At 67.0% G+C, this 12,036-nt stretch carries 13 protein-coding genes; 8 read left to right on the top strand and 5 right to left on the bottom strand.

Annotated elements, in window-relative coordinates:
- Window positions 1-183: 183 nt before the first annotated feature.
- On the bottom strand, window positions 184-1,503 hold the full coding sequence (locus tag C3E99_RS16410) for a homoserine dehydrogenase (RefSeq protein WP_067186399.1): 1,320 nt from the start codon (window positions 1,501-1,503) through the stop codon (window positions 184-186).
- 129 nt (window positions 1,504-1,632) lie between these two features.
- Window positions 1,633-2,442, bottom strand: a complete 810-nt coding sequence (locus tag C3E99_RS16405; RefSeq protein WP_067186398.1) for a hypothetical protein — start codon at window positions 2,440-2,442, stop codon at window positions 1,633-1,635.
- Window positions 2,443-2,786: 344 nt separating this feature from the next.
- Between C3E99_RS16405 and C3E99_RS16400 the strand changes: the two genes are divergently transcribed.
- From C3E99_RS16400 to C3E99_RS16375, 6 genes are all read left to right on the top strand, one after another.
- Window positions 2,787-3,443, top strand: coding sequence for an energy transducer TonB (locus C3E99_RS16400; protein ID WP_067105960.1), 657 nt, complete (start codon window positions 2,787-2,789; stop codon window positions 3,441-3,443).
- Window positions 3,444-3,566: 123 nt separating this feature from the next.
- On the top strand, window positions 3,567-4,325 hold the full coding sequence (locus C3E99_RS16395) for a MotA/TolQ/ExbB proton channel family protein (protein WP_067106044.1): 759 nt from the start codon (window positions 3,567-3,569) through the stop codon (window positions 4,323-4,325).
- Window positions 4,326-4,423: 98 nt separating this feature from the next.
- Entirely contained in the window at window positions 4,424-4,942 is a 519-nt protein-coding gene (locus tag C3E99_RS16390) for an ExbD/TolR family protein (protein ID WP_067105958.1), read from the top strand.
- Between the two features lie 35 nt (window positions 4,943-4,977).
- Window positions 4,978-5,403, top strand: a complete 426-nt coding sequence (locus tag C3E99_RS16385; RefSeq protein WP_067105956.1) for an ExbD/TolR family protein — start codon at window positions 4,978-4,980, stop codon at window positions 5,401-5,403.
- Between the two features lie 147 nt (window positions 5,404-5,550).
- The gene (locus C3E99_RS16380; RefSeq protein ID WP_076077328.1) at window positions 5,551-6,861 is read left to right on the top strand and encodes a UDP-glucose dehydrogenase family protein; all 1,311 of its coding nucleotides are present in this window, start codon (window positions 5,551-5,553) and stop codon (window positions 6,859-6,861) included.
- A 67-nt stretch (window positions 6,862-6,928) separates the two neighbouring features.
- Window positions 6,929-7,498: a superoxide dismutase family protein gene (locus C3E99_RS16375; RefSeq protein WP_076077326.1), complete on the top strand. Its 570-nt coding sequence runs from the start codon at window positions 6,929-6,931 to the stop codon at window positions 7,496-7,498.
- Window positions 7,499-7,697: 199 nt separating this feature from the next.
- On the opposite strand, the gene C3E99_RS16370 is transcribed toward C3E99_RS16375, so the two are convergent.
- Window positions 7,698-9,296 (bottom strand): spinster family MFS transporter, encoded by a 1,599-nt coding sequence (locus C3E99_RS16370; protein ID WP_067186394.1) that lies wholly within the window; start codon window positions 9,294-9,296, stop codon window positions 7,698-7,700.
- Between the two features lie 118 nt (window positions 9,297-9,414).
- On the opposite strand from C3E99_RS16370, the gene C3E99_RS16365 reads away from it, so the two are divergent.
- Window positions 9,415-9,888, top strand: a complete 474-nt coding sequence (locus tag C3E99_RS16365; RefSeq protein ID WP_067186392.1) for a low molecular weight protein-tyrosine-phosphatase — start codon at window positions 9,415-9,417, stop codon at window positions 9,886-9,888.
- Here the strand turns inward: C3E99_RS16365 and thpR are convergent.
- The gene (gene thpR / locus C3E99_RS16360; protein WP_067187202.1) at window positions 9,870-10,412 is read right to left on the bottom strand and encodes an RNA 2',3'-cyclic phosphodiesterase; all 543 of its coding nucleotides are present in this window, start codon (window positions 10,410-10,412) and stop codon (window positions 9,870-9,872) included. The genes C3E99_RS16365 and thpR overlap by 19 nt on opposite strands.
- Before the next feature lie 171 nt (window positions 10,413-10,583).
- Between thpR and C3E99_RS16355 the strand changes: the two genes are divergently transcribed.
- A complete protein-coding gene (locus C3E99_RS16355) occupies window positions 10,584-11,312 on the top strand; it encodes a Bax inhibitor-1/YccA family protein (RefSeq protein WP_067105949.1) in 729 nt (242 codons plus the stop codon).
- Between the two features lie 76 nt (window positions 11,313-11,388).
- Here C3E99_RS16355 and C3E99_RS16350 read toward each other — a convergent pair whose 3' ends face one another.
- A complete protein-coding gene (locus C3E99_RS16350; RefSeq protein ID WP_067186390.1) occupies window positions 11,389-12,024 on the bottom strand; it encodes a glutathione S-transferase family protein in 636 nt (211 codons plus the stop codon).
- Between the last annotated feature and the right edge of the window lie 12 nt (window positions 12,025-12,036).

The following is a 12,036-nucleotide window of genomic DNA, read 5'->3' as shown; positions in this document are numbered from 1 at the left end:
GCATGTGGTCGGCACCGCGCCATATGGGTTTCACGCGAAGACGCGAAGGAGAAGAGTTGGGCCGTAAGGCCCCCTTTTCTTTCAGCGGCGCGTCTTGCCGCATGGCTGGACAAAAAGCCGCTTCGCGGCAAGAGCGACTTCTTCGCGCCTTCGCGTGAGATTTTCCTGCACGCCTCCGGCGTGTCAGAGCGCCAGGATCGGCATGTGCATCGGCGTCCCGACGACGTGGTCCGACGCCGACAGCGTCGCCAGCGCCGCGTGGATCGCGCTGGCCGGGCCGGCGTGGGTGACGAGCGCGATCACGACGCCGCCGTCCGCGTCGTCGCCGCGCTGGATGAAGCTTTCGATCGACACACCCGCGTCGCGCATCGCCGTCGCGATCTCGGCGAGGACGCCGATGCGGTCCTCGACGACCAGGCGGACATAATGCTTGCCGACGCGCGCGCCCGCGTCGGCGGTGGCGGCCCGATCGAGCGCGTCGACCGGCATCGCGAAAGCCGGCCCATATTCGTCGCGCGCGATGTCGATGATATCGGCGACGATCGCCGATGCCGTCGGCCCCGCGCCCGCGCCCGCGCCCTCGAAGAACAGCCGCCCGACGAAATTGCCCTCCGCGACCACGGCGTTGAGCGCGCCGGGGACATAGGCGAGCGGGTGGTCGGCGGGCACGAGGCACGGCTGGACATGCTGATAGAGGCCGGTCTCGTCGCGCTCGGCCATGCCGATCAGCCGCACGCGATGGCCGAGCGCTTCGGCCTCGCGGATATCGGCGGCGATCAGGCCGCGGATGCCGGTCGCGGTGACCGCGCCGATATCGAGCTTCGTCCCGAAGCAGAGCGCGGCGAGGATCGACAGCTTGTGCGCGGCGTCGATGCCGTCGACGTCGAAGGTCGGGTCGGCCTCGGCATAGCCTTCGGCCTGCGCGGCGGCGAGCGCGTCGGCGAAGCTCGCGCGCTCGCGCTCCATCAGCGTCAGGATATAATTGCAGGTGCCGTTGAGGATGCCGTAGACGCGCGCGATCTGGTTCGCCGACGCGCCTTCGCGCAGCGCCTTGATCACCGGGATGCCGCCCGCGACCGCGGCTTCATATTTGAGCGGCGTGTCGCGCGCCTCGGCCAGCCGCGCGAGATCCAGCCCGTGATGCGCGATCATCGCCTTGTTCGCGGTGACGAGCGCCTTGCCCGCGCCGAGCGCGGCGCGCGCGAGGGTCAGCGCCGGGCCGTCGGCGCCGCCGACCATCTCGACGACGACATCGACATCGTCGGCAGTGACCAGCGCGCCCATGTCGTCTTCCCAGCGATAGGCCGACAGGTCGACGCCGCGGTCCTTGTGGCGGTCGCGCGCCGACAGCGCGACGATCTCGATCGCCCGCCCGGCGCGGCGCGCGATCAGCTCGCGGTTTGCCTCGAGCAGCCGGACGACGCCGCAGCCGACCACGCCGATGCCCGCCAGCGCCACGCGCAGCGGGGGGCGGGACGCGGTGGGAGAGGGAAGGGGGGACATGCGGCTACTCCGTCGATGGCGCGGGCCATCGCCCGCCGTTGCCAGCGCCCCCTATCGGCTTTTCCGGCGGAAACAAGGGAACAAGCGCGATAGAATTTCTGTTCGCGCCGTCGCGGCGGCTACGGGGCGTCAGCCGCCGACGGGTGCGCGGGTCCGCGTGCATTCGCCGAGCGCGCCGAGGATCATCGCATAGTCGGCGGCGGCCTTCTTGCGGTCCTCGGGCGCGGTGCCCGCCAGCTTGTCGAGCGGCAGCGCCTTGGGCAGGCCGCAGGCGAGGCGGTACCAGGCGAGCGTGTCGCGGCGCGGCACCGCCGCCGACCCGTCGACGATCTCCCCGAAGGCGGCCGCCCAGCGGCGCGATCCATCGGCGGCGGTGATGACGGTCAGCGAAACCGGATCGCCCGTCGCGGTGTTGAGGAACAATTGCGTCTCGCCCTCGCCAGGTAGCGTGCCGGGGACGTGGAAGCCGTTGGCGATGCCGGTGATCGCGGGCGGGGCGCCGGGTTTGACGAGCTCGGTCAGGATCGCGCGCAGCCGCGCCTCGGTCGCGGGGTCCCACGCGAGCTGCGCGTCGGGCGCGACGAGGCGGACGCTGCCGGTGTCGGTCGTCGTGCCGCTTGCGACCGGGCGCGCGAAGATCAGGACGGGCTGCTTGCTCTTCAGCTTCGGCGCCTTGCCGTTTGCCGCGAGCGGCAGGTCGACGAGGTAGGAGATGCGCGCGGCGAGCGGTCCGGAGCCGCGAATCAGGCTGACCACATCGGCTTCGATGAAGAATCGCACATGGCCCGCGGCGAGCCCCGGGGCCTGTTCGGGCTTCAGCGCCGCGGCCTTCCGGATGCGCGCGTGGATCGCCATCGGCGCCGCGACGGCAAGGTCGGCGAGGTCCGCATAGCTGTAGGGACTGGCGGCGGCGGCGACCGCGGGTGCCGGTTGCTCCATGGCAAAAACGCTAGGGATTCCGGAGCTTATCAAAGCGAGGAGAGCGGCGATGGCGGGCGGAGTCATGCGCATGGATCGATCCGTTTCTGTTTGTCGGGGCGCTCGAAAGGCGCGCGGAAACCCTGCATTGGGCTATGGCACATTAACCGCTGATAAAGGGTTTGCGAACTTGCCGCCACCACGATAGGACGGGCGACGAAGCGTCCGGCAAGAACAGAACATGCCGGCTGCTAACCGTCGGGTCTCGCGGAATGGATCGGAAATTATCCGGGCATGTTGGCAACCCAACCCGTCGGGAAGGATTTTTGGTGTCAGGATGATCTAGCAAGGAGCGTCGTCCCTGAATGGCTTATGGTGATAATGTCGACCCTAAAAACAGGGTAGTGGCGATTGTCTTGGTTGGTCTGTTTACGGCAGTTCTGGGTTATGGCCTGGTCAACGGCCTGAATATCAGCATCGTCAAGAAACTCGCCGAGAAACTGGACGTCGTGGACGTCAACGAACCGCCGCCGCCGGAAGAACCGCCGCCGCCGCCGCCGCCGGACAACAAGCTTCCGCCGCCGCCGCCGGTGGTGACGCCTCCGTCGCCGATTCCGCCGCCGGTGACGTCGAACGTGATCCAGTCGGTGCCGAAGGCTCCGCCGGCTCCGCCGCCGCCGATCTATGTTCCGCCTGCGGCTCCGCCGGCTCCGCCGGCCCCCGATCTCAGTCAGGAAGGGACGCCGAAGGGCAACCCCGGGCGTTGGGCGACCAACGACGACTATCCGGCGCGCGCAATGCGTGAAGGCCGCGAAGGCACCACGGGTTTCCGCGTCAGTTACGGTGCCGATGGTCGCGTGACCTCGTGCGACGTGACCTCGTCGAGCGGCCATTCCGACCTCGATGCCGAGACCTGCAAGCTCATCACGCGCCGCGCCCGCTTCAACCCGGGCAAGGACCGCGAGGGCAATCCGAAGGGCGGCTCCTACAGCAACCGTATCCGGTGGCAGATTCCGCAGTAATCCTGCGCGTGTCGGCCACAGGCAACATCAGCTTTCATGAATATCACGATTTTTGAGAGGGAATAACCAATGCTTAATCTGATCGCAAATGCCGCTGCGGCGGGTGGCCATGCCCCGACGGGGATGACCCTGATGCCGGCATCGATGTGCACCGTCGGCGAGGGCGAGAGCCCCTACGGCCTCATCCCGGCGCTGTGCGAAGGCGGCATCGTGTCGCAGCTCACCTTCCTCGTGCTGCTGATCATGTTCGTCGGATCGCTCTACATCCTGTTCACCAAGCTGTTCGAGCAGAACAAGGTGATGAGCCAGGGCAAGACGGTCACCGCCAATTTCTGGCGCGCCCCGACGCTCGCCGAGGGCGCCGCGAAGCTCGAGAAGAACAGTGCCTACCGCCAGGTGGTCGAGGACGGCCTGCGTGCGCATGAAGAGCATGGCAAGCTGACCAACCCGATCGAGGCGCACGACTGGATGCACGGCACGCTCGAGCGGTCGCAGGGCCACATCAACTCGAAGCTCAACGGCGGCCTGTCCTTCCTCGCCACCGTGGGTTCGACCGCGCCGTTCGTCGGCCTGTTCGGTACGGTTATCGGTATTCTCCGCGCGCTGGTGAAGATCGGTGCGTCGGGCCAGGCCTCGATCGACACCGTCGCCGGCCCGGTCGGCGAAGCGCTGATCATGACCGCGATCGGTCTGATCGTGGCGGTTCCCGCGGTGCTCGCGTTCAACTGGCTGCAGAGCCGCAACAAGGCGATCTCGCGCAGCCTGTCGACCTTCTCGAACGACGTTCTCGGCTCGATCATGTCGGGCGGCCAGGTGCGCCCCGTCGCGCCCGCCCCGGCCGGCAAGCCGGCTGCTCCGGCTGCGGCGCCGAAGAAGGCCTGAGGATTCGGCGAACCGACGTCCGGCGCTCCTGCCGTCAGGGCAGGTCGGCGGGCGCCGGGTCGTCCCACGAAATCAATTTGTGACAGGATGCTGATCCTATGGCGATGAGTGTAGGTGAAATTAGCGATGAGGCCCCGATGTCGGAAATCAACGTGATTCCGCTCGTGGACATCATGCTGGTGCTGCTCATCATCTTCCTCATCACGGTTCCCGTGGTGTTGGAGACGGTGAACCTCAAACTGCCCGACGTGCCTTTCGAACCCACGACGACCAAGCCCGAGAACGTCAATATCTCGGTCCGCTCGGCGGACACCGACGGCGATGGCCAGCCCAACGCCGACAGCGCGTCGTGCGAAGTCTATTGGGGCCGGACCCCGGTCGATTCGCGGCAGCTGCTCGAACGCGGGCAGAAGAAGCTCGAGGATCTGATCGAGAAGATCGGCGGCGTGCAGAACATTACCGAAGAGAATTTCCCCGAAGTGCATATCCGCGGCGACGTCAACACGCCGTACCAGTGCATCGGCGGGGTGATCTACACGATGCAATATGCCGGTTTCCAGAAGATCGGGTTCATTTCCGAGCCTGCGCCTGGTTCGGCCACGCTGGGCCGCCTCTAAAGGCGCGATCCCCCCTAGTTTGAAGGAATAACGCCATGTCCGCAGCTGTGAGGGAAGACGGCAATGACGAACCGATGATGGAAGTGAACATGACGCCGCTGATCGACGTCATGCTCGTGCTCCTCATCATGTTCATCATCACCATCCCGGTCCAGACCCACGCGGTAAAGATCGATCTGCCGGTGCCCAACGACGCGCCGACCAATGTTGATCCGGAAAAGAACAAGATCATGATCGACCCGGCCGGGACGATCACCTGGAACGGGACGCCGGTCGATCTGGCGCAACTCACCCAGTATCTCGAGCAGACCAAGACGTTGCCGGTCGAGCCCGAGTTGCAGGTGCAGCCCGACCCCTATGCTCGCTATATCGTCGTCGATCGCGTGATGGCTGTCATCAAGCGCAGCGGCGTCGGCAAGCTCGGCTTCGTCGGCAACGAGCAATATGCCCGCGCCTTCTGATCGCTGATCGGCGCGAGCCGCAAAGAGAACGGGGCCGCGAAGTCATTCGCGGCCCTTTTTCTTTGCGTCTTTTCGCCTTAAGGACGCGCCATCCGCCCGCACCGGTGCGGGGCATCCCACGGCAGTTAGGACAAGAGGTAAGCGCCCATGAAGATCGCCATGATCGGAACCGGCTATGTCGGTCTGGTTTCCGGGGCCTGTTTCTCCGATTTCGGGCACGACGTCGTCTGCGTCGACAAGGACGAAAGCAAGATCGATGCGCTGCACGCGGCCCGTATGCCGATCTACGAGCCTGGTCTCGACGCGCTCGTCGCCGCCAATGTCGCGGCGGGGCACCTATCCTTCACCACCGATCTGGCGACGGCCGTCGCCGGTGCCGACGCGGTGTTCATCGCGGTCGGCACGCCGTCGCGGCGCGGCGACGGCCACGCCGACCTGTCCTATGTCTTCGGCGCCGCCGAGGAACTGGCCGCAACACTTGACCATGACTGCGTGATCGTCACCAAGTCGACCGTTCCCGTCGGCACCGGTGATGAAGTCGAGCGCATCCTGCGCGAGGGCGCGCCGGCGCGTGCGCACAGCGTCGCTTCCAACCCCGAATTCCTGCGCGAAGGCGCGGCGATCGGCGACTTCAAGCGCCCCGACCGCATCGTGATCGGTACCGAGGATGCGCGCGGTGAGGCGGTGCTGCGCGAAGTCTATCGCCCGCTGTTCCTCAACGAGGCGCCGATTCTCGTCACGCGCCGCCGCACCGCGGAATTGATCAAATATGCCGCCAATGCCTTCCTCGCGACCAAGATCACCTTCATCAACGAGATCGCCGATCTGTGCGAGGCGGTCGGCGCCGAGGTGCAGGACGTCGCGCGCGGCATCGGGCTCGACAACCGCATCGGCGCGAAATTCCTCCACGCCGGACCCGGCTATGGCGGAAGCTGCTTCCCCAAGGATACGCTTGCGCTGCTCAAGACCGCGCAGGACCACGACGTGCCGCTGCGCCTTGTCGAGGCGACGGTGCAGGCGAACGATCTTCGCAAGCGCGCGATGGGTCGCAAGATCGTCCAGGCGATGGGCGGCAGCGCGCGCGGCAAGACCGTCGCGCTCCTCGGCCTGACCTTCAAGCCGAACACCGACGACATGCGCGATTCGCCCAGCCTCGCGATCGTCCAGACGCTACTCGACGCGGGCGCGCGGGTGACGGCCTACGATCCCGAAGGCATGGCCATCGCGGCGCCGATGATGCCCGAGGTCGAGATGCAGCAGAGCGCCTATGCCGCGGCCGACGGCGCGCATGCGGTCGCGATCGTCACCGAATGGGATGCGTTCCGCGCGCTCGATTTCGGCCGGCTCGGCGGGGTCATGGCCGATCGCCTGCTCGTCGACCTGCGCAATATCTATCGTCGCGACGAGGTGCTGCGGCACGGTTTCCGCCATATCGCTATTGGAAGCAGCGCCGAATGAGGGCATGATCGCGGACCGAAGCCGTCCGTCCACGCCGGCGGCACCGTGGCAGCAAGGGAGCATCGGAATGATCGAGCATCGGCGGATCGCGCATAGTCTGGTCTGGAGCACGGTCGCGCTCGGCGCGCTGGCGCTGACGGGGTGCGCCACGACGGACAAAGGCGGGTCGAGCAACCTCCCGACGCCCGATGCCTATGCCGAACTGCGCGACGCGCGCGGCGCGGACCGCGGGCGCGTCGACATCTTCCGCGATTCGTCCGGTCTACGGCTGGAGGTCGTGGCACGCGGCTTCGGACCCGGCACCTATGGCATGCATGTCCATGCGGTCGGACAGTGCGCGGCGCCCGATTTCAGCAGCGCCGGACCGCACTGGAACCCGACCGGCGCGCAGCACGGCCGCGACAATCCGATGGGTGCCCACCATGGCGACCTGCCCAATCTGGTCGTCGAATCGGGCATGATCGGCCGCGCGACGCTGCACATGGTCGGATCGCGGCTGACCGGCGAGGGCGGGCTGCTCGACGCCGATGGCGCGGCGTTCGTCATCCACGCCGGCCCTGACGACATGCGGACCGACCCGGCGGGCAACAGCGGCGGGCGCGTCGCCTGCGGCGTGATCGCGACACCGGCGGGCTGAGCGCGTCGGTCTGATTTCCGCGCCTCGCCGATCGGCCTCGCGCCACGCTCCCGGGGCGTGACCTTCTAAATTTTCCGAGCTTCGTGCTCACGCGAAGGTGGGAGCTTGGAGCGGCGAAAGACCTGCGCAGGCGTCAGAACGCTCTGGGTCCCCGTCTGCGCGGGGACACGGCGCTATCCTATTCGAGGATGATCATTCTCTAAACCGGTTCGCCCGCCGAGCGCGCGCGCTCGATGACGTGGGCGGCGGCGTCGGGAACGCGCCGATAGGCGATGACGAGCGCGACGAGGCCGAAAGGCACGATGACCAGCGTCGACAGCACCCCGGTCGACAGGCTGCCGGTCATCGCCGACACCTGTCCGGCCATATAGGGGCCGAGCGCGAGGCCGACGAGCGTCGTTGCGAGGAAGAAGGTCGCGGTTGCGGTGCCGCGCATCCGCGGCAGGACGAGGTCCTGCGTCGTCGCGGCTGCGGCGCCGAGCGCGCTGCTGGCGAGCAGGCCGCCCAGCGAGGCGAAGACGGTGAAGCGGATGAAATCGCCGTTGCCGGGCGTCGACGGCGTCGTGAAGGCGATCACGATCGGGACGATCGGCGCGATCAGGCCGAAGGCGACCACGAGGATGCGGCCCGCTTCGTTGCGCAACCGCAAGCGGTCCGACATGCGTCCGCCGAGGATGACCCCCAGGAAGCCGGCGAGCGCGCCCGAGCCGCCGACCCAGAAACCGACCGTACCGGCATCCTCGCCGAGCGCCTCGAGCGCATAGACCGGCGCGAAGGCGCTCGACGCATAGGAGATGAAGGCGACGGTGCCATAGCCGAGGATGGTGGCGAGGAACGCCTTCGATTCCCAGATCAGGCGAAAGGTCGGGGCGTCGCGGCTGCGCAGCGAACTGGCCCAGGAAAAGACCGCGTAATAGCCGAAGGCGATGCAGATCCATTGCAGCGTCGCGCCGGTCAGCCGGATCATCGCCAGCGCGCCGAGCGCGAGCAGCGCCGCCGCGCCGAGGTTGATCGCCAGCGCCCGCCCGCCGCGCGCCATCGCCGATAGGATGGTGAAGGGCGGGATCACCGCGTATAATTCTTCGAAAAAGCCCTTGAACGGCGTCGGCGAAGGCTGGGTCGGCACGCCGTCGACCAGCCCGCGCACCGGTTCGCGCAGCGTCGCGACCCACGCGGCGAGCAGCAGACCGGGGATGCCGACCGCCATGAACGCCGCCTGCCAGCCGACGAGCCCGAAGGGGCCGCCCTGCGGATAGGCTTCGTTCCAGCCTTCGACGATGAAGCCGCCGATCATCAGCGAAATGCCGCCGCCGAAATAGAGCCCGGCCGAATAGATGGCGAGCGCGGTCGCGCGCATATTCTTCGGGAACAGGTCGGAGATCAGCGAATAGGCCGAGGGGCTGGCGGTCGCCTCGCCGATGCCGACCCCCATGCGCGCCCCGGCAAGCTGGAACTTGTTCGCCGCGAGCCCCGATACTGCCGTCATCGCCGACCAGATGGCGAGGCCGGCGGTGAGCAGCCGGACGCGGTGCCAGGCGTCGGCGAGCCGGCCGAGCGGGATTCCGAACAGCGCATAGAAGACCGCGAAGGCGGTGCCGTAGAGAAAGCCGATATCGGCGTCATCGAGCCCGAGGTCGCGCTTCAGGTCGGGCGCGAGGATCGTGATGATCTGCCGGTCGATGAAATTGAGCACATAGACGAGAAAGAGGATGCCGAGCGCATACCAGGCATAGGAGCGTGAAGGAGGAAGCGGCGCTACGCCAGCGGTCGATTCTGTGTCGCGCGCGGTTTCGACCATCTGGCAAGCCTCTCCCTGACCCGTTATCGCTTTGTCGCCTTCGCTAGCAGAGCCATGGGGGCGCGCAAAGTTGAAAACCGGTTCAACTTTATTTTCTTTCCAGGAGCCAACACAGACCATGATCGACCGGCCCGCAATCCTTTTTCTTTGCCTCGGCAACATCTGCCGCTCTCCACTGGCGGAAGGGGCGGCGCGCGCGGCCTTTGCCGCGGCGCGGATCGAGGCGGCGCTCGATTCGGCGGGCACCGGCGACTGGCATGTCGGCCGCGCCCCCGATCCGCGCGCGCAGGCAGAGGCACGCCGCCGCGGGATCGACATCGGCGACCTGCGCGCCCGCCAGCTCGGGCGCCTGGATTTCCGGCGCTTCGACCTGATCCTCGCCGCCGATACGGCCAATCTGCGCGATGCGCGCGCACTGATGCCGATCGACGCGAGGGCGCGGCTGGCGTTGATGCTCGATCTTGTCCCGGGGCGCGCGGGGCAAAGCGTCGCCGATCCCTATTATGGCGCGGAGGATGGTTTTGCCGCGACCTGGGACGATGTCAGCGCAGTGGCCGCCGCGCTGGTCGCGACCTATGGTTCGAGCGAATAGCGCGCGACCGGATGATAGCGCGAGCCGTCATGGCCGAGTTCGCTTTCGTAGAGGACGACATGGTCGAAGGCGAAGGCGGGGCTCGCCAGATCGCCGTGTTGCGCGAGGAAGGCCGCGACCGGCCCCGCCGCACGGTTCAGGCGCGCGATGGTGATGTGCGGCACGAAGGCGCGCGGTTCGGGGGCGAGACCGACGCGCGCGAGGCGCTGGTCGACCTTGCGATGCAGCGCGGCGAGCGGCGCATGCGGCTCGACGCCGACCCATAGCGTGTGCGCTCGTCCCTGCCGTTCGAACAGTCCGACCCCGGCGATGCGTGCGGTCACGGCGGAGGCGTGCAGGCCGCCGAGCGCCGCGGCGATGTCCTCGGCGCGATGGTGGTCGACCTCGCCGATGAAGCGCAGGGTGAGATGCAACTGGTCGTCGTCCTGCCAGCGCGCCGCCGAAACGCCGTGCATCGCCGCGAGCAGCATCGCGCGAATCGGGCGCGGTGGGCGCAGGGCGACGAACAGGCGATGCGTGGACATGGCGCCAGCATAGGCCGGGCGGCGGCCGATGCCATCCCGCTCGTCGCGCGGCAGCGGGCGCGGCGGGGAATGTCCGATGGCGTCTTGTCCGGTTTCGCTTGAAACGGCGGCGCGAAATGCCGATATTGCCCCCATGGCCGGTATGCCCTGGCCAGATATGGAGTAACAACAATGGCTAATTGGAACGACCCCAATATGGCGGCGTCCGGCTTTCCTGGCACCGCGCGCGGGATGGATCAGGCCGTCGATGCCGGCCTGCGGTCGTACATGCTGTCGGTCTACAACTATATGGGATCGGGCGTCCTGCTGACCGGTATCGTCGCAATGCTAGCCTATTCGACGGGCTTCACGCTGTCGCTGGTCGGCAGCCCGCTGATGTGGGTGGTGATGCTGGCGCCGCTGGCGTTCGTGATGGTGCTGAGCTTCGGCATCAACAAGCTGTCGACCGGCGCGGCGCAGGCGCTGTTCTGGGCTTATGCCGCGATCATGGGCCTGTCGATGTCGACGATCTTTCTGGCCTTTACCCAGACGTCGATCGCGACGACCTTCTTTGCGACGGCCGCGGCCTTCCTGGGCCTCAGCCTCTACGGCTATACGACCAAGAAGGATCTGTCGGGCTTCGGCACCTTCCTGATCATGGGCGTGGTCGGCATCCTGGTGGCGATGCTGATCAACCTGTTCGTCCAGTCGAGCGCGCTGAGCCTGGCGATCAGCATCATCGGCGTCCTGCTCTTCGCGGGCCTGACCGCCTATGACACGCAGAAGATCAAGAGCATGTACTTCTATGTCCGCGGGACCGATTTCGTCGGCAAGTCGGTGGTGATGGGCGCGCTGACGCTCTACCTCGACTTCGTGAACATGTTCACCTTCCTGCTCAACCTGCTGGGCAACCGCGAATAAGCGGACGCACGAGGCAAAAGGAGAAAGCCCGGCGGAGCGATCCGCCGGGCTTTTTCTTTCGGGTCGGGCGTGGCGCTCAGGCCGGCCCCGCCGCCTGCATGTCCGCGATCAGCGCATTGTCGATCTCCTTCGCGCGCTTGTAGCCCGTGCGCTCGCGCAGAGGCGCGATATAGGCTTCGAACGCCGGGCGCGATGGGATGGTGCCGAATTGCAGGCCCCAGTCGATCTGGCTGCCGACATAGACATCGGCGGCGCTGAAGCGGTCGCCGGCGACGAAGGCCTTGCCCGCGACCGCGCCTTCCAGCGCTTCGAGCACGGATGCGAGCGAGCCGAAACCCGCCATCCGTTGCTGATCGGCCTCGGGTTCGAACCCGAACTGCTTTGCGGTGATCGCCTGTTCGAGCGGCCCGGCGGCGAAGAAGAGCCAGCGGTAATAATCGGCGCGATCGACCGGCGCGGGCGCGAGGCCCGCGTCCGGGAAGGCGTCGGCCAGATAGGCACAGATCGCCGCGCATTCGGTGACGGTCCTGCCGGCATGGACGATCGCCGGAACCTTGCCCATCGGATTGATCGCCAGATAATCGGCGCCCTTCATCGTCGTCCCATAGTCGAGCAGCCGCGTTTCATGGGGCGCGCCGACCTCTTCGAGCATCCATCGGACGATCTGCCCGCGCGACATGGGGTTGGTGTAGAAGATCAGTTCGGCGGCCATCGCGCACCTTCC

This window comes from Sphingopyxis sp. MG, from assembly GCF_002953155.1.
Lineage (GTDB): Bacteria > Pseudomonadota > Alphaproteobacteria > Sphingomonadales > Sphingomonadaceae > Sphingopyxis > Sphingopyxis granuli.
The sequence above is the reverse complement of the archived record's forward strand: the minus strand, read 5'-3'. Positions and strand labels throughout refer to the sequence as shown.

Bases quoted from the DNA above. Each gene is read 5' to 3' on its own strand.
- C3E99_RS16355 (WP_067105949.1), top strand. From the start codon at position 10,584: ATGGCTAATTGGAACGACCCCAATATGGCGGCGTCCGGCTTTCCTGGC.
- C3E99_RS16350 (WP_067186390.1), bottom strand. From the start codon at position 12,024: ATGGCCGCCGAACTGATCTTCTACACCAACCCCATGTCGCGCGGGCAG.
- C3E99_RS16365 (WP_067186392.1), top strand. From the start codon at position 9,415: ATGATCGACCGGCCCGCAATCCTTTTTCTTTGCCTCGGCAACATCTGC.
- C3E99_RS16390 (WP_067105958.1), top strand. From the start codon at position 4,424: ATGGCGATGAGTGTAGGTGAAATTAGCGATGAGGCCCCGATGTCGGAA.
- C3E99_RS16380 (WP_076077328.1), top strand. From the start codon at position 5,551: ATGAAGATCGCCATGATCGGAACCGGCTATGTCGGTCTGGTTTCCGGG.
- thpR (WP_067187202.1), bottom strand. From the start codon at position 10,412: ATGTCCACGCATCGCCTGTTCGTCGCCCTGCGCCCACCGCGCCCGATT.
- C3E99_RS16385 (WP_067105956.1), top strand. From the start codon at position 4,978: ATGTCCGCAGCTGTGAGGGAAGACGGCAATGACGAACCGATGATGGAA.
- C3E99_RS16400 (WP_067105960.1), top strand. From the start codon at position 2,787: ATGGCTTATGGTGATAATGTCGACCCTAAAAACAGGGTAGTGGCGATT.
- C3E99_RS16375 (WP_076077326.1), top strand. From the start codon at position 6,929: ATGATCGAGCATCGGCGGATCGCGCATAGTCTGGTCTGGAGCACGGTC.
- C3E99_RS16405 (WP_067186398.1), bottom strand. From the start codon at position 2,442: ATGGAGCAACCGGCACCCGCGGTCGCCGCCGCCGCCAGTCCCTACAGC.
- C3E99_RS16410 (WP_067186399.1), bottom strand. From the start codon at position 1,503: ATGTCCCCCCTTCCCTCTCCCACCGCGTCCCGCCCCCCGCTGCGCGTG.
- C3E99_RS16370 (WP_067186394.1), bottom strand. From the start codon at position 9,296: ATGGTCGAAACCGCGCGCGACACAGAATCGACCGCTGGCGTAGCGCCG.
- C3E99_RS16395 (WP_067106044.1), top strand. From the start codon at position 3,567: ATGACCCTGATGCCGGCATCGATGTGCACCGTCGGCGAGGGCGAGAGC.